The sequence below is a fragment of the Polyangium jinanense genome (genome assembly GCF_028435265.1).
In the GTDB taxonomy this organism is placed as follows: Bacteria; Myxococcota_A; Polyangia; order Polyangiales; family Polyangiaceae; genus Polyangium; species Polyangium jinanense.
On sequence record NZ_JAGTJK010000042.1, the window covers coordinates 1 to 15,843 of the forward strand.

Genomic DNA, 15,843 nt, shown 5'->3' on the forward strand with positions numbered 1-15,843 from the left:
CCCTGGACTCGGGTAGGAAGAACTGCGCGATGCGCAGTTCTTCCACGAGCCGGTGGCAAGACCACAGGCAGCGTTGCCAGTTGAAATGGCAGCGCGGCGGTCTCGGTTGACAGGGGTCGTTCCTCGGCCTGTTCGATGAACTGCGCATCGCGCAGTTCATCGACCCTGGGTCCAGCGCTTGCGCTGGTCCGGGTCCAGGGGCGGATAGCCCCGGTGGGGCCTGGGGCGAAGCCCCAGCGCGGCGGCTCCCGATGCGATCACCCGGCGCGCGCGACGCGTGGAGCATGCGCGCCGTGCCCGCTGGCCTTCGGCAGGCGGAACCAGAACCGGCTCCCGCGGCCGAGGACGCTGTCGACGCCCACGGTGCCGCCGTGGGCCTCCACCACCTCGCGCACGATCATGAGCCCGAGGCCCGTGCCTGCCATGCCGGAGTTTGCCCGCCTGTAACGCTGGAACAGCTTTGAGATCTCGTTCGATGGGATGCCGCTGCCGGTGTCTTCCACGGCTGCTTCGACGTACGTATCCGTCTCTTCGAGCGTGGCTGTGATCGTGCCGCCGCGCGGGGTGAATTTGATGGCATTCGAGAGCAGGTTGGCGACGACCTGCCCGAGGCGCCGGCGATCGGCCAGCACTGCGGGCCTTTGCGCGCGGTGCATCTCGAAGGAGAGCTCGCCCGAGACGAGCAGCGGGCGCAGAACGTCGGCCACGGTGTCGACGAGCGACACGAGATCGACCTCTTCCTTGACGAGCTTGACGTGCCCGCCCTCGAGGCTTGCGAGGTCGAGGAAGTCGTTGATCATTCCCACGAGCGCGCGGATCGAGCCCTGCATCTTGTGCAGATCGACCACGGTCTCGCGCGGGAGGGGCCCGTGTTTGCCCATCAGGATGAGCTCGGAGCGCATCAGCATCGCGCTGAGTGGCGAGCGCAGGTCGTGCGCGATGATCGAATAAAAATCCAGCCGCCGCACCTCGGCCATCCGCCGGGTGGTCACGTTGCGCAGTGCGAGGATGGTCGAGCCTCCGCCGAGGTCGACGGGAAACACGCGGACCGTCGGCGCGTACACTTCGCCATCGATCGTGATGTCCGGCAGCGCGAATGCCTCCTCGCTCGTGGCGGCCGCGAAAAGCTCGGCGGAGAGCTCTGGCAAGAGATCGCAGATCGACTGGCCGACGAGCATCGAAGGCGACCAGCGATGGAGTGCCTTTTGCGCCTCCGGGTTCGCATACGTGATGCGCTGCTCTTCCCCCAGGACCAAAAGAGCGTCCGGAACGTTTGCCAATACCTGGCGCACCGTCGCCTCTGCCTTCTCGGCGCGCTCGAGCAACGTTATCGAGCGCACGAGCGCGTCCACCCGTGCCTCGAGTTCGCTCGTCGCATACGGCTTCGATAAGTAATCGTTGGCGCCGGCCGATAGCCCCTCGACCACCTGCTCGGTTTGCTGCCGGGCGGTGAGCAGCAGAATGCCCATGCGGGCGTGCGTACTGATCGCACGAACGAATCGACAAACTTCGATACCGGAAACACCTGGCATCACCCAATCGAGCACGAGCACGTCAGGCCGTGCCTGATGGCTCCCCAGCGCTTCCAGGACGGCCGTGCCGTCGGGAAAAACCTGAACGTCGTAATGATTTGCCAGGGCGCGGCGAGCGCGCTCGGCGTCGAGTGCGGAGTCATCGACGATCCAGACGATCCGCCTCTGGGGAACGCGGCTTGCAGCAGGCATGGTGATACAGCTTCGCTACACTGCGGCCGCCCCCCTGTCAATGTGCCGAGGCCGGATCCTGGCTTCTGGCGAACGCACGCACGCTGCAATGCGTCGCTATCATTGGACATCCAAAGATCACGCTCATTCTACGTGGGCGTGCTTGACGGGCTCGGGGAAGGGGGTTAATGGACGGACTTCGGGGGTCGCGTGACGGAAATACTTGTCGTAGACGACAGCAAAGTGATGCGTGAAATGATCGTCGCCTGCCTGCGCGCGGTCGAGGACTTCACTTTCACCCACGCCGCGAGTGGTCTCGAGGCCATCGAAAAGCTGGCGCTCAAGAGCTTCGATCTCGTCGTGCTCGACCTCAACATGCCCGACATCGGCGGTTTCGAGGTCATCGAGTTTGTCCGTGGCCAGGACAAACTAAAACGCCTGCCCATCCTCGTCGTGACCACCCGAGGCGACGAGGGATCCCGCTCGCGCGCCCTCGGCGCGGGCGCTTCGCAGTTCATGACGAAGCCTTTCACACCCGATGCAATCCTGGCGAACGTGCAATCCGTGCTCCGCCAGGATGCGGCGGGATTCCATGAGTAGCGCGTTCGACGCGAGCGAATTTTTGGCCGGGTATCTGGTCGAGGCCGAGGAGCACCTCTCCGCCTCGACGATGAACCTGCTCGCTGTCGAGGCCTCGCTGCGCAAAGGCGAGAACAATCCGCGGGCCGTGCGCGAGCTCTTTCGCTCGCTCCACACCGTCAAGGGCCTCTCCGCAATGGTGGGGGTCGAGCCCATCGTGGACATCGCCCACGCCATGGAGACAGTGCTGCGCCATGCCGATCGCGTGGCCGGGGCGCTGTCGGCGAAAGCGGTCGAGGCCCTGCTCGCGGGGCTACGCGCCATTGGCGAGCGGGTGCGGGCGCTGTCGGCGAACGCGCCCGTCGCGCCCGCGCCGCCGCAGTTGCTCGACGCGCTCGCGGCGCTGGAGATCGCGAAAAACGAGGCGCCCCTCGCGGTCGAGCTCGACCTCGAGCCCGGCGTGCTCGGCAAGCTCTCCGCCGCGGAAAAGGCCCAGCTCATTCAAGGCGTGGAGGGCGGGCGGCGCGCGCTGCGGGTCGATTTCGTGCCCTCGCCCGCCCGCGCGGCCGAGGGGATGACCATCACGACCGTCCGTGAGCGGATCGGCACGTTCGCAGAAATCGTGAAAGTCGTGCCGCTCTCGATTCCGACGAGTGACGCGGCGCCCGGCGGGCTCGCCTTCGCCTTGCTCGTACTCACGGACGTACGCGACGAGGAGCTCGCGGCGGCTGCAGGAACCACGCCGGAGCAAGTGCGGAAGGTGCTCCACCCCCGACCCGAAGGCGGGGCGGATCCGCTCGGCGAGCCGGAGGCGGCCGAGGAAGACGTCGGCGAGACCGAGGGGCGAAAGCGTGGGATCGTGCGTGTCGACGTGGCGCGCCTCGACGACGCGCTCGAGCGGCTCTCCGCGCTCGTGATCACCCGGTTTCGCCTGGCGCGCGCCGTGGAAGCGCTCGCCGCGCAGGGCGCGGCCGTGGGCGAGCTCGGCGACATCGTGAAGAGCTACGGCCGGCAGGTGCGTGATCTGCGCGGCGCGATCATGCGCGCCCGGATGGTGCCCGTCGCCGAGCTGCTCGACCGCGTGCCACTCATCGTACGAGGGCTGAGCCGCGCCACGAAGAAGCCGGTCCGCGTCGTGATCGACGCCGGCAAGGCCGAGCTCGACAAGGCGGTGGCGGAACGGATCTTCCCGGCGATCGTGCACCTCATCCGCAACGCGGTCGATCACGCGATCGAGCCGCCGGCCGAACGGCGTCATCTGGGCAAGCCCGAGGAGGGTCTCGTGCGGGTGACGTGCTTCGAGCGCTCCACGAACCAGCTCGAGCTCGCCATCCTCGACGACGGGCGCGGCATCGACCGTGAAACGGTCGCGCGCAAGGCATCCCGCCCCGTTCCCGCGGACGACGCGGGGCTGCTCGATCTCATCACGATGCCAGGGCTGACGACGCTCGAACAAGCGACGAAGACGAGCGGGCGGGGGCTCGGGATGGACATCGTGAAGCGCGCCGTGGTCGATCAGCTCGGCGGCGAGCTGTCGCTGCGCACGACGCCGGGCGCCGGCACGACGTTCACGCTGCGCATCCCGCTCACGATCACCATCGTCGACGCCTTCTCCTTCGTCTGCGGCGATCAGACGTTCGTGGCGCCCGTCGCGGCGATCGAGGAGATCGTCGAGGTCGCGCCGGAGGGGCTCGTGCGCGGGCCTTCGCGGCACACGCGCTTCGGCGAGGTGAGGTTTCTCGAGCGGCGCGGGGAGATCGTGCCCCTCGTGAACCTCGCGTCCGTCTTCGCGCTCGCCGCCGGGGACGAGCCGAAGGCGCTTCTCGTGCGGCGCAATGGTGCCCCGCTGGCGTTCGGGATCCAGCGGATGGTCGGGCAGCAGGAGGTCGTGATCCGGCCGCTCGAGGACCCGCTCGTCAAGGTGTCCGGCGTCTCCGGCTCGACCGATCTCGGCGACGGCCGGCCCACGCTGGTCCTCGACCTCGTGGCGCTCTCCGGGGCGCTTTCCCAGAACCGCACGGAGGTGGCCGTATGAGCGAGCTCTACGTCGTCTTCAAGGTCGAGGACTGCGAATACGTCCTGCAGGCCTCGGACGTCCTGCAGATGGAGTCCTTCGCAGGCGCGACGAAGGTGCCGGGGACGCCGCCGTACGTCGCGGGGCTGATCCACATCCGCGGCCGCGTCGTGCCGGTCGTCGATCTGCGCCTGCGCTTCGGATTGCCGAGGATCGAGCCGACCATGGATTCACGGGTGATCGTGGTCCAGAGCGGCGAACGCACGGTGGGGCTGCTCGTCGATAGCGCGCGCGAGATCATGAAGATCGCGCCGGAGGGGCTGCAAGCGCCGCCGTCGTGGATGGGGGGCGAGAGCTCCGGGTTCGTGAAGAGCGTGGCCCACGTCGAGCGCAGGCCGGGCGAGAAGCGTCTCGTGATGCTGGTCAATTTCCCGAAAATCATCGGTCAGGAAGGCATTTATGTCGATGAACGGAACGGCTGAGATCGACCTCGCACTCTCGAAGGCTGCGGAGGCGGAGCGCGAGCTGCGCCGGACGGCGACACAAGCGAGCGCGCTCGAACAAGCCGCGTCGCGTCTCGTGGCGGGGACCGAAGGGCGGGCGTCGTCGGGCCAGGAGCTCCGCGCCTCGCTGGACGAGCTCGCGGACGAGGTCGAGTCGACCGGCGTCGCCCTGCAGGCGCTCGCGCGCGGGCAGCAGCGCATCCGCGAGGACGCAGTCGAGGCGCTCCGGGGCCTCGAAGCCACGGCGACCGGGCTGCAACAGCTCGCGCCGAGCATCAGCGGCGTCCGGAGCGACACCGAAGCGCTCGCGGCCTCGGCGGAGGGGACGGCGGCAGGCACGGAAGAGATCGCCCGTTCGATCAAGGGCGTCGGCCAGAACGCCGAGGAGCTCGCGACCGCGAGCGAGGAGCTGCTCGCGACCTCGACGACGAACTCGAAGGACCTCGCCGATCTCGCCGAGCGGGGCGAGTCGAACGCGGCCTCGATGGAGGAGGTCGCGACGACCATCGAGCAGATGGCCAAGGGCATCGGGAGGCTCTCCACGGACGCCAAGGGCGTCGGCGAGCGGATTTTCGGGATGGCCACGGCCGTGACGAGCACGGGCGCGGCGCTCGAACGGGTGACGCGGGACGCCGCGGAGATGGCGAGCGCGGTCGAGGAGACGTCGGCCACGGCCGAGCAGATGGCGCGGTCGATCAAGAGCGTCGCCGACCACGCGAAGGGCCTCGAGGAGGCCGCGGCGGGGAACGCCAGCTCGATCACCGAGATCGCGGCGTCCGTGGAGCAGGTCGCGGCGACCGCCGAGAGGAACGCCGCGGCGATCGAGGCGAACGCGGCGGCCGCGGAAGAGCTCGCGCGCTCGGCGCAGTCGATGGCGCAAGGCGCCGAGCAGATCAACCAGCTCGCCGCGACGAGCGCCGCGGCGTCGGCGCAGGTCGAGGCCTCCACGCGGCGCATCGTCGGGATCGTCGAGAACGCGCGCAAAACCGCCGACCAGAGCGTGGCGACCGCGCGCGAAGGGGCGGCCACGGTGGGCAAGTCCATCGCGGGCCTCGGGAACATCCGCCAGGCGATGGTCGAGTCGTCGGGCGTGATGAAGGAGATGGGCCGCCGCGCCGAGGAAATCGGCGACATCGTGCAGACGATCAACATGATCGCGGATCGCACGAATCTCCTCTCGCTCAACGCGAGCATCGAAGCTGCGCGCGCGGGCGAGCACGGGCGGGGCTTCGCGGTCGTCGCCGAGGAAATCCGCGCGCTGTCCGATCGCGCGGCCGCGGCGAGCGCCGACATCGCCAAGATCGTCCGAGGCCTGCAGGTCACCGCGCGGGAAGCCGTGAGCGCGTCCGTGGAGGGCGTGAAGACGGCCGAGGACGCCTCGCGCCTCGCCGTCGACGCCGAGCGCGCGCTCGGGACGATCCTCGAAGGCGTGGAGGGGCTCGGCCGGTCGGTGCGTGAGGTCGAGCGGGCAAACAGCGATCAGGTCCAGGCCGTGACCTCGATGGCCCAGATCGCGGCGCGCGTGAACGAGGAGGGCAAGGTGATCGCGCGCGGGGCCGCCGAGCAGACGAGCGCCATCCAGTCGCTCGCGCAAGGCAGCAGCGAGATGCGCCGCATGGCCCGGCAGACGAAGGAGGCAACGGGCGAGCAGGCCCGCAGCCTGCGTGATGTCGTCCGCGCCAACACGCTCCTCACGCAGAGCGCCGAGAAGGTCTCGCGGGCGATGAGCGAGCAAGCCGCCGGGGCCGTGCAGCTCGCCAAGGCGGCCGTGCAAATGCGCGCGCTGACGCACCAGACGAGCGCGGCGATGGTCGAGCAGACGCGGGCGCTCACGAGCATAGGCGCGCTCGCGCAGGAGGTCACGAGCGCGGCGCAGCGGATGATCACGGGCCTCGGCGAGCAGGCGGCCGGCGCGGCCGAGGTGGCGCGGGCGGTGGACGACGCGCGCAAGCAGGCCGTGCAGGTCGCCCGCGTCGTGACCGAGCGCTCGCGCGCGGCCAAGCAGGTCGACGCGGCGTCGCGGCAGGTCGCCACGCTGGCGGCGGCGGTGAAGGCCGCGGCCGCCGAGCAGACCAAGGCCACCGCGGCCCTCGCGAAGGAGGGCGAGGCCGTGCGGCGCATCGCGAAGCAGGCCGCGCGCGCGGTCGCAGAGCAAGCAGAGACGGTCGCCATGCTGGCCACGACCGCGGCGCGGCAGACGACGTCCATGCAGACGATCACGAGCTCCTCCGCGGAGCAAGCGAGCGCCGCCGAGAAGCTCGCGAAGACGTTCGTCGACATGCGCGGGCGCACACGCGCCGCGGCCGGCGCGCTGCTCGTGCAGGCGCGGGATGCGCTCGCCGCGCGGGACACGCTGGGGCAGGTTGTCGATCAGGTGGCGCGCATCCGGGACGCGAGCGCCGGGCACGCGGACACCGTGGCGAGCCTGTGGTCGGCGCTCTCCAAACTACGGGCGCCCACGAATGGGACCGCCGGAGGAGCGGCATCGGAGTCATGAGCACGGCCCCAGGGAGCTTCACGTTCTCGGACGCGGAGAAGGAGCGCATCGAGGAGATCCGCATGCTCGAGGCGATGGGCGCTTCCGGTGTGCCGGAGCTCGTCGAGATGCTCGTCGACCCGAGCTGGACCGTGCGACGCAAGGTGGTCGCCGCGCTCGCCGCGATGGGCGACGTCGCGGTGGAGCCGCTCTGCGTCGCGCTGCGCGACAGGCGCGACAACGAGGCGCGTATCGCCGCCGCGGTCGACGCTCTCTCGGCCTCGGCCGGGAATGCCGACCCGGCGGTCCTCGCGCTCGCCGATGCCGACGCTCCCGCGGTCCTCGCCGACGCGGCGCAGATCCTCGGCCGTCGCAAGAGCATGCTCGCCCTGCCCAGGCTCGCCGAGCTCGTCTCGCATCCCGACGACAACGTGGCCGTCTCCTCGGTCGAGGCGCTCGGGCGCATCGGGGGCCGGCGCGTGGTGGAGTCGCTCGTGCGGGTCGTGACGGGCGGCAACTTCTTCCGCACGTTCCCGGCCATCGACGTGCTCGGCCGCAGCGGCGATCCACGCGCCGTCGAGCCGCTCGCCGACCTGCTCCTCGACATGCGGTACATGCTCGAGGCCGCGCGTGCGCTCGGCCGCACCGGCAATCGCGCCGCGGTCGCGCCGCTCGTACGCCTGCTCGCGCGTCCCGGCGACGCGATCGTCCGCTCCGTGGCCCTGGCGCTCGCGGAGCTGCGCGAGAGGCACGCCGAGCTCTACGGCGTGGTCGCGCCGATCGACGAGGCGCTGCGCCGCTCGGTGCCCGTGCCCGCGACCGTGCGGCGGTTCGTCCAGGGCCTGCGCGGCGCGAATCAGGCCGAACAGGTTGCGATCTGCGCGGTGCTGGCGGCGCTCGGGAGCGAAGCTGCGATCCCGGACCTGCGGCCGCTGCTCGATGGCCCGTCCGCCGTGGCGGCCGCGGCCGCCGGCGCGCTCCTTCAGCTCGGGCAAAGCTCGGACGCGCGTGTGCTCGACGCCCTGCGCGACGGCGATTCGCCTCGTCGCCTGCTCCTCCTGCCGCTCGTCACGAGCCGCGCTGCGATGGCGGAGGTAGTCCGCTGCCTCGGCGACGAGGACCCCGAGGTCCGGGCCGCGGCGTGCGACGCGCTCGGTCGCATCGGCGATCCCTCCGCGGTCCGCGTGCTCTTTCCTCTCCTCGCGGACCTGAACGGCCGCGTCGTGCATGCGGCGAGCTCGGCGATCCAGTCGCTCGGCAGCACCGACACCGAGGCGCTCGCGCTCGAGGCCGCGCGGAGCGAGCGCCCCGCCGTCCGCCGGGCTGCGCTGCGTATCCTCGGGTATTTCGGCTACGACGCGGCGCTGCCGGTGTTCCTCGATGCCCTCGGCGATCCCGACACGCGCGTCCGCGACGTCGCCATCGCCGGCCTGCCCTACCTCGACGCGCCCTCGGCCCTCGACGCCCTGTTCGCGCTGGCGACCGGTCCCGACCCGCGAACGCGCGCGGCGGCGGTACGTGCCCTCGGACAATCGACCGCGGAGGGCCGCGTCGTTGCCTGCCTCGTGGACGCGCTCGGCGACGCGGACGCGTGGGTCCGCTATTTCGCGTGCAAATCCCTCGGACGGCTGGGGGACGAGGCGTCGGCGCCACGGATCGCCGCGCTGCTCGACGACGAGGCGGGGCACGTGCGTGTGGGGGCGGTCGAGGCGCTCGCGTACCTGCGGGGCGAGGTCGCCGCGGCTGCGCTGCAAAAGGCGGCCGAGGAGCGGGATCCGGACGTCCAGCGCGCGGCTCTCATCGGCCTCGGCCTCATGGGACGGCCCGAGTTGGTTCCGCACCTCGTGGCCGGGATGGCCTCGCCCGACGTCGCGACCCGGATCGTGGCGGTCTCGGCGATCGCGGGCGTGCCTTCGCCCGAGGTCTTGCCTGCGCTCGTGCGGGCGGCGAGCGACGCAGACGAGAGCGTCGCCGCCACGGCCATGGGCATCCTCGCGCAGCGGCCCGGGGTCGAGGCGACGAGGGCGCTCGTCGGGCTCTACGCTGCGAATCCGGCGGCGCAACGCGCATTCGCCGCGCTCTGCGCGCCCTTGCCGGGCCGGATCGAGGGCATCCTGGAGTCGCTCGCGACGGCGGACGACGAGCTCGCCGCGCGGCTCGCTTCGGCCCTGGCGCGGATGCGCCGCGACAGCGCGAACGAGGCGCTCCTGGCGGCGCTTGGCCTGCCAAACCCCGCGGCGCGCAAGGCGGCGGCGACCACGCTCGCGGCGCTCGGCACGCGGCAGGCCCACGCTGCGCTCGAGCAGGCGGCTTCGGTGGATCCGGATCCCGAGGTCCGGCGGGTGTGCTCGCTCGTCGTGGCGCAATGGGGCGCATGAACGGATTGCCGATATCCCCCCAGGTCTTCGCCATCCTCGGCGCCTTGATCGAGGAAAAACTCGGCATCCATTACGGGCCCCTCGACAAGGACCTGCTCGGCGACAAGGTCGCCGTGCGGGCCGTCGAGGCGGGTTTCGATTCATTGCTCGATTATTACTATTATCTGCGTTACGATCCCTCGGGGCCGGTCGAGCTCGACGCGCTGGCCGACGTGCTCGTCGTCGGCGAGACCTATTTTTTTCGCGAGTTCGATCAACTCGAAGCCCTGGTGCGCGAGATCCTCGTCCCCCTCGCCGAGGCTTCCGGATCACGCAATGTCCGGGTCTGGTCGGCGGCTTGCGCGACCGGGGAGGAGCCATACAGCATGGCCATGCTCCTCGCCGAGCGTGGCCTGCTCGATCGGGTGGAGATCGTGGCGAGCGACGTCAGCACGCGCTCCCTCGCGGCGGCACGGGCGGGCGAATACGGCCCCCGCTCACTGCGCAGCCAGGTGAAGGTCCCGCCTTGCGCCTGGCGCTTCTTGCAGAAGAATGGCGAGCGCATCGTGGTGAGCGACCACATCCGCAATGCTGTCGATTTCCGACGCATCAACCTGCTCGACGGGGACGCCATCAAAACGCTCGGTCTCTTCGACGCCATCGTTTGTCGCAACGTACTCATTTATTTCCAGGACTCGACGGCGCGACGCGTGATCGACGCGCTCACCGGGGTCCTCGTGCCGAACGGCGCCCTGCTCGTGGGGGTATCGGAGTCGCTCTTGCGGCTCGGCACGGCGCTCCGGTGCGAGGAGCGAGGCGGAGCCTTCGTCTACCGGAAGGTGGGCTGAGGGCTCCGCCATGATGGAAAAGCCAATTCGGGTCCTCATCGTCGACGATTCGGCCTTCGCCCGCAAAGTCTTGCGGGAGGTCCTGGGCAAGCAGCCGGGCATCGAGGTGGTCGATATCGCGCGGGACGGCCTCGACGCGCTCGAGAAGATCGCCGAGCTTCACCCCGACGTCGTCGTGCTCGATCTGGTGATGCCGCACCTCGACGGCATTGGCGTATTACGTGCGCTCCCGACAACCGGCGCGCCCGCGGTCGTGGCGGTCAGCATTTCGGACGCGCAAAGCGAGCTCGGCAAGAAAGCGCTCGCGTATGGGGCGGTCGACCTCGTCCAGAAGCCCACCTCGCTCGCGACGGATCGGCTGTACGAGTTATCGAACGAACTCGTGGGTCGTGTCCTTGCAGCGGCCAAACACCAGCGATGCGCGGCATCGGACATCGAAACGCCGGCCGTGCAGCCGCGATTGCATCAGACGAGCCTCGTCGTCGTCGGGGCCTCGACGGGCGGCCCGCAAGCGCTCACGCGCCTGTTCACCTCGCTGCCGCGCGATTTTCCGGTGCCCGTCGTCGCGGCCCTGCACATCCCGCCGGGGTATACCGATGCGCTCGCGCGGCGGATGGACCAGGCGAGCGCGGTCTCGGTCAAGGAGGCTGCGGACGACCAGGAGCTTTCCCCCGGCCTCGTGGTTCTCGCGCGTGGAGGCACGCACATTAGGGTCGAGCGACGGGCGGGCCGCTCCTATGCGCGCATCGAGGAAGGCCACGTCGAGGCTTTGCACCGCCCCTCGGTGGATCTCCTGTTCCGGAGCGCGGCCGAGGGATTCGGCGCCGGCGCGCTGGGCGTCGTGCTGACGGGAATGGGCGACGACGGCCTCGCGGGAGCGCGTGCCATCCACGCGGCGGGCGGGAGGCTCCTCGTCGAGTCGGAATCGTCGTGCATCGTGTATGGTATGCCGCGGTGTGTTCGTGAAGCGGGTCTCGCCTGCGGGGAAGCGACGATCGACAAGATGGGCGAGCTCCTCGTGCGGCACGTCGCCTAACCCGCCCCGCCCGCCATTCGCTCGTACAGCGCGTGATAAAGCCCATTCCCCAGGGCCCGCCGCACCGCCGCCTTCGCCCCGCCGAGCACACGAGCCCGGAGGAGCCACGCCGGCGACGCGCTCGCGAGGGCCTCGAATTCGCGCGGTGACGTGCCCTGACGAACCGCGATCCGGCTGAGCACCACGCCCTCGGGCAAACGCCCCGACCTGTGCGCGCCGACGCGCGAAGAATGGAACACCCGGTAGCCCAGCAGAATCCCTGCCTCCACGTCACGCGGCCGAAATCGACCGCCGGGGAACGAGATTTGCTCCACGGCGCGGCCCACGTGATCCTCGATCGTCGCTTTGGAATCGTGAAGCTCCGCGCGCGCCTCCCCCTCCGGCAGATCGTCGAGAAATCGATGCGTCCGCCCGTGAGAGCCGATCGACATGCCGAGATCCGCCATCTCGCGCACATCGAACCAATCGCAAAACCCCGGACGTTTTACGATGAAATCGGACGTGACGAAAAACGCCGCCCGGAGCCCCCGCTGCAAGAGGCGCGGCAACGCGTGCCGGTGGCTGCTCACGTGGCCGTCGTCGAACGTGAGCACGATACGATCACTCGTATGGATCCCCCTCGGCAGTGCGGCAGGATCCGCCACCGGGAGCCCCTTTCGCGCGAGGATGTCGAGCTGCTCCTCGAACGCGTCCACAGAGACGGCATACGGCCGATCCGCCGGGTCGATCGCCAAAAACTCCCGTTCGCCCTCGTAGAGCGCGTGATACATCAGGACGACGAGTCGGCTCATGTCTTCTCCCACCGCGCGTCGATGCGGCCTTCGAGGTAGTTGCGCAGCGCCAGCACCGAGGCCCGGTTCAATTCGACGAACACCTCCGCGAAGCTCACGAGCCGGCTCCGGCGCAGCGTCGGGATGGCCGCGCCCGCGAAGGACAGCATGTAAAACGCGCCCTGCAGCGTCGCCGCCGCCTGGTAAAACGTCCCGGGGGCCAGCACGGACGACACGTACATCACACCGAGCGCATAAGGCACGAGCAGCCGGAACCATTTGTGCGAGACGAACTGTACCCAGAGCGGGTTCTGCCACGGCACGAACAACCAGCGGTGCCGCACGAACGACTGGAAATTGCCGGTGAGCGTGCGAATCTTCCGTTTTCGCTCCCCGGCCACGTCCTCCTGCAGCTCGTCGTACATCACGGCCTGCGGCTCGAAGACCACGCGGCGGCCGCGGCGCGCGAGGTGCATCGGTTGCTCGAAATCGTCGAGCAGCGTGCCCGGTTCCAGGGGCGTGTAGTCCTCGCGCCGGATCGCATACAACGCGCCGGTGACGCCCACCGTCGAGGCGAAGCGGCTCTCCGCCTTGCGGATCCATTTCTCGTATCGCCAGTAAAGCCCGATGTGCGCCGCGGCCCGCGTCCTCGGATCGACATGCACGAGCTCTCCGCTCACGGCCCCGACGCCGGGCTGCAGCAAGCGGGTCACGAGGTGCCGCAAAGCCCGCGGCTCGATCTGCTGGCGAACGTCCGCGAACACGACGATCGGGGTTTCCACGTGGGCCATCGCCACATTCAGCGCGTACGCCTTGCCCCGCCGCTCCGAATACCGCAGGAGCGTCACGTCGGGCTCGCGCCCGAGGATGGCCTCCGTCGCGTCCGTCGACCCATCCGAGACGAAAAGAAAATGCAGACGATCGGGCGGATAATCGAGCGCGCGGAGGTTTGCGAGCTTGGCCTTGATCCGCGCCGCCTCGTCATGGACCGCGATCACCACGGTGACGGCGGGCCATTCGCCCACGACGTCCGGATCGACGAGATCCTCGCGTCGAAATCGGGAAAGCGCCCAGATCCCGAGCGGATATCCGACGTAGGTGTACGCCACGAACGCAAATGCCAGCCAGAATAAGAAATCCATGGCCCGCGCCCCCGATCCGCACGTATCTCTAGCGTCCCGCGTAGGCAGGCGCACCTCGCTTTGAAGTCCAAATATCTGCTCAGCGAAGCTCGACGAGATCGCCGTCCGAAGGAGCGACCTCGACGATCCGCGCGCCCTCGGCGCCGCGTACCTCCACCTTCGTAACGGATTCACAGGCCCCGTCCGTGCACCGGCCGAGCGCGCATTTTCCCTGCTTGCACGGCCCCGCGCCCTTCGATGGGATCGTGATCCACAAAGGCGAGACGCCGAGCTTCTTGCCCCCGACGAATACATCCAATCCCGGCGGATCCGTCCGCAGCTCGATCACTGTTTTTCCGGCCGTGACATTGGGCCTCGGCCCCTTCGCCTTTACGAGCTCCGGCGGGGGCGGAGGTGGCGCGGGGATCGGCGGCGGCTCAGGAAGGACGGGCGGCGCGACGACCTCGATCCGGGACTCCGGGACGGGGGGCGGCGGCGGCGCCGTTTGTCCGAGGAGGTTTGCCCCGACGAGCGCGGCCGGCACCGAGACGCCCCCGAGCACGGCGCCGCCCACCCGCCACGGCGAGACGGGATACCGAGGCGCATGCACCCGCCGGTCCGTCCCGAAAACCCAGAACGTTCGCGTTTCCTTGCCCCAGCGATAACGCGCCTCGTACACAGGCACCGCGCGCACGACGAGCCGCTGACCGTGGAGTTTTTCGTTTTCCGGAAACACGTGCGAGGCAATAAGCGCGTTCGCCGCCACCTCGACGTCCGCGTTCACCCTCGTAAAGGCTCCGCGATACGGACCGGCCCCGCCCTCCCCGCCGCGCCCCGGCTCGATGCGAGCCTCTTCCTCGCTGTGGATCACGTCCCCGCCGGCGAGCCCCACGAGCTCGTCCGGCAGATCCGTCTTCTCGATTTGCCGCGAATTCGTGCGCGTCGACCAGCACACGTGCACACGCCGGAAATGACAGAGCCGTCCGAGCCCCGCGCAGGGGCCGCACGTAACCTTCCCGCTGCCGCCGCACGTCGCGCACGTCACGCGCCCGCTGCCCCAGCACCCCGAGCAGGTCGACGTGTACGTCTCGGTCCGCGTCGACGTATTGCCCTGCGCATCCGTCTCCGTGGTGGTGCGCGTCTCCGTGGTCCGGCCGTCGCCGCCGCAGTGCGAGCAGATCACGCGCCCGCCGCCGCTGCACGTGCTGCACGTGACGCGGCCGGCGCCGGTGCATCGATAGCACGTGCGCACCTCGTCGGTGTGCGGCACGCGCACGATGACGCGGTGCTCCTGCGTGAAAAGCGGCGGCATTTGAAGGAGGATCTCCCAGGGCCCCGGCGCCCGCCCGTTCGCGGGACCGTCGACGGGTCCGCCGGCGTACGGCTCGTGTGTCTCCTCCGGGACGCGCGTCTCCGTGTACGATTGAAACACCACGTCGAATGCGCCGCTGCGCTCGAACGAGGTCACGTCGAGCCGCGCCGCGAGCCCACGCCGCCCCCATGTCGTGGTGCGAACGTGTTGCTCCAGAAAGAGGCGCGCGTCTTCGAGCGTGAGCGCGCCGGGGGACGTGGGCGAGGTCGCGGCGGGAGCGTCGTTCATCGGACTCCGGGAGCCGAGTCTACCCGAGCCGCCTTGGCAACGCACCGACATCGCTGTAACGTCGACGCGCGCGCAAACGATGGCTTTCTGGATCCGGCAAGACCAATTCGACGTGCTGGAACGCGACGTCGGCATCGCGGAGCTCCAGCGGGACGTGATCCGCCGGCTCGGCGAACGCTCGCCCGGCTGCTTCGCCATCGTGCCGGAGCGCGCGATCGCCGCGGTGACGCGGCTCGGCGTGGAGCGCGCCGCGCGCCGTGGGCTCACCCGCGTGGGGCCGGTGCGGCTCTTCGTCGAGACGATGATCCTTTTTGGCTCTGCCTTCGACGACGACCCGCTCTTTCCCTGGGCCGAAGCCGTGCTCGCCGAGGCGCACCCGACGCAAGCCCAGAAGGCCGATCGCCTGCACGACGCCATGATGGAGTACCTCCGCGCCGTGCCCGGAATCGGCCAGGAGCGCACGCTCGCGGCGATGCGACGGTTCGAGCCGATCGCCACGCGCGCGCTCTCCATGGACGTCGCGCCCGAGGCGATGCGCGCGGTGATCCTGCAGGAGACGCGCGCGCTTTTCCCCGAGCGGCTCGACTACCTCGGGCCCGAAGGCGAGGCCAAGGCCGCCGACCAGTGGGCCTCGCTCGCGCAAGCCCACGGATGTCGCGGCGGCGCGGCCGTCGTCTACGCGCTCCTCGCATGCCTGCTCGGGCACGGCTTCGCGACCGATCCGCTCTTTGCCTGGGCGGACACGTTGCTCCGCGGGGGCGACATGCAGGCGATCGTGAGCGAGGCAGGGCTTTATTGCGAGCGGATCCTCCGCTTCATGCACAAGGAGTGATTGC

At 69.7% G+C, this 15,843-nt stretch carries 12 protein-coding genes; 8 read left to right on the top strand and 4 right to left on the bottom strand.

Going from position 1 to position 15,843, the window contains the following annotated elements:
• Positions 1-257: 257 nt before the first annotated feature.
• Entirely contained in the window at positions 258-1,724 is a 1,467-nt protein-coding gene (locus tag KEG38_RS41315) for an ATP-binding response regulator (protein WP_272426058.1), read from the bottom strand.
• 189 nt (positions 1,725-1,913) lie between these two features.
• Here KEG38_RS41315 and KEG38_RS41320 point away from each other — a divergent pair, with 189 nt between their 5' ends.
• The 7 genes from KEG38_RS41320 to cheB are packed head-to-tail and all read left to right on the top strand — an operon-like array spanning position 1,914 to position 11,516.
• On the top strand, positions 1,914-2,303 hold the full coding sequence (locus KEG38_RS41320) for a response regulator (RefSeq protein WP_272426059.1): 390 nt from the start codon (positions 1,914-1,916) through the stop codon (positions 2,301-2,303).
• Complete coding sequence (locus KEG38_RS41325; RefSeq protein WP_272426061.1) at positions 2,296-4,317, top strand: chemotaxis protein CheA; 2,022 nt, start codon at positions 2,296-2,298, stop codon at positions 4,315-4,317. The genes KEG38_RS41320 and KEG38_RS41325 overlap by 8 nt, the downstream gene beginning before the upstream one ends.
• On the top strand, positions 4,314-4,778 hold the full coding sequence (locus KEG38_RS41330) for a chemotaxis protein CheW (RefSeq protein ID WP_272426063.1): 465 nt from the start codon (positions 4,314-4,316) through the stop codon (positions 4,776-4,778). Before KEG38_RS41325 ends, KEG38_RS41330 begins: the two co-directional genes overlap by 4 nt.
• Positions 4,762-7,296: a methyl-accepting chemotaxis protein gene (locus KEG38_RS41335; RefSeq protein WP_272426065.1), complete on the top strand. Its 2,535-nt coding sequence runs from the start codon at positions 4,762-4,764 to the stop codon at positions 7,294-7,296. Before KEG38_RS41330 ends, KEG38_RS41335 begins: the two co-directional genes overlap by 17 nt.
• Complete coding sequence (locus tag KEG38_RS41340; RefSeq protein WP_272426067.1) at positions 7,293-9,653, top strand: HEAT repeat domain-containing protein; 2,361 nt, start codon at positions 7,293-7,295, stop codon at positions 9,651-9,653. Before KEG38_RS41335 ends, KEG38_RS41340 begins: the two co-directional genes overlap by 4 nt.
• Positions 9,650-10,480, top strand: a complete 831-nt coding sequence (locus KEG38_RS41345) for a CheR family methyltransferase (protein ID WP_272426069.1) — start codon at positions 9,650-9,652, stop codon at positions 10,478-10,480. Before KEG38_RS41340 ends, KEG38_RS41345 begins: the two co-directional genes overlap by 4 nt.
• A 10-nt stretch (positions 10,481-10,490) precedes the next feature.
• A complete protein-coding gene (cheB, locus tag KEG38_RS41350; RefSeq protein ID WP_276074407.1) occupies positions 10,491-11,516 on the top strand; it encodes a chemotaxis-specific protein-glutamate methyltransferase CheB in 1,026 nt (341 codons plus the stop codon).
• Here the strand turns inward: cheB and KEG38_RS41355 are convergent.
• From KEG38_RS41355 to KEG38_RS41365, 3 genes are all read right to left on the bottom strand, one after another.
• On the bottom strand, positions 11,513-12,307 hold the full coding sequence (locus KEG38_RS41355) for a polysaccharide deacetylase family protein (RefSeq protein WP_272426071.1): 795 nt from the start codon (positions 12,305-12,307) through the stop codon (positions 11,513-11,515). The genes cheB and KEG38_RS41355 overlap by 4 nt on opposite strands.
• On the bottom strand, positions 12,304-13,428 hold the full coding sequence (locus KEG38_RS41360; protein ID WP_272426072.1) for a glycosyltransferase family 2 protein: 1,125 nt from the start codon (positions 13,426-13,428) through the stop codon (positions 12,304-12,306). Before KEG38_RS41360 ends, KEG38_RS41355 begins: the two co-directional genes overlap by 4 nt.
• A gap of 79 nt (positions 13,429-13,507) precedes the next feature.
• On the bottom strand, positions 13,508-15,007 hold the full coding sequence (locus KEG38_RS41365; RefSeq protein WP_272426073.1) for a hypothetical protein: 1,500 nt from the start codon (positions 15,005-15,007) through the stop codon (positions 13,508-13,510).
• Between the two features lie 79 nt (positions 15,008-15,086).
• Between KEG38_RS41365 and KEG38_RS41370 the strand changes: the two genes are divergently transcribed.
• Complete coding sequence (locus KEG38_RS41370) at positions 15,087-15,839, top strand: hypothetical protein (RefSeq protein ID WP_272426075.1); 753 nt, start codon at positions 15,087-15,089, stop codon at positions 15,837-15,839.
• Positions 15,840-15,843 lie beyond the last annotated feature (4 nt).

Bases quoted from the DNA above. Each gene is read 5' to 3' on its own strand.
- KEG38_RS41315 (WP_272426058.1), bottom strand. From the start codon at position 1,724: ATGCCTGCTGCAAGCCGCGTTCCCCAGAGGCGGATCGTCTGGATCGTC.
- KEG38_RS41325 (WP_272426061.1), top strand. From the start codon at position 2,296: ATGAGTAGCGCGTTCGACGCGAGCGAATTTTTGGCCGGGTATCTGGTC.
- KEG38_RS41330 (WP_272426063.1), top strand. From the start codon at position 4,314: ATGAGCGAGCTCTACGTCGTCTTCAAGGTCGAGGACTGCGAATACGTC.
- KEG38_RS41335 (WP_272426065.1), top strand. From the start codon at position 4,762: ATGAACGGAACGGCTGAGATCGACCTCGCACTCTCGAAGGCTGCGGAG.
- KEG38_RS41340 (WP_272426067.1), top strand. From the start codon at position 7,293: ATGAGCACGGCCCCAGGGAGCTTCACGTTCTCGGACGCGGAGAAGGAG.
- KEG38_RS41345 (WP_272426069.1), top strand. From the start codon at position 9,650: ATGAACGGATTGCCGATATCCCCCCAGGTCTTCGCCATCCTCGGCGCC.
- cheB (WP_276074407.1), top strand. From the start codon at position 10,491: ATGATGGAAAAGCCAATTCGGGTCCTCATCGTCGACGATTCGGCCTTC.
- KEG38_RS41355 (WP_272426071.1), bottom strand. From the start codon at position 12,307: ATGAGCCGACTCGTCGTCCTGATGTATCACGCGCTCTACGAGGGCGAA.
- KEG38_RS41360 (WP_272426072.1), bottom strand. From the start codon at position 13,428: ATGGATTTCTTATTCTGGCTGGCATTTGCGTTCGTGGCGTACACCTAC.
- KEG38_RS41365 (WP_272426073.1), bottom strand. From the start codon at position 15,007: ATGAACGACGCTCCCGCCGCGACCTCGCCCACGTCCCCCGGCGCGCTC.
- KEG38_RS41370 (WP_272426075.1), top strand. From the start codon at position 15,087: ATGGCTTTCTGGATCCGGCAAGACCAATTCGACGTGCTGGAACGCGAC.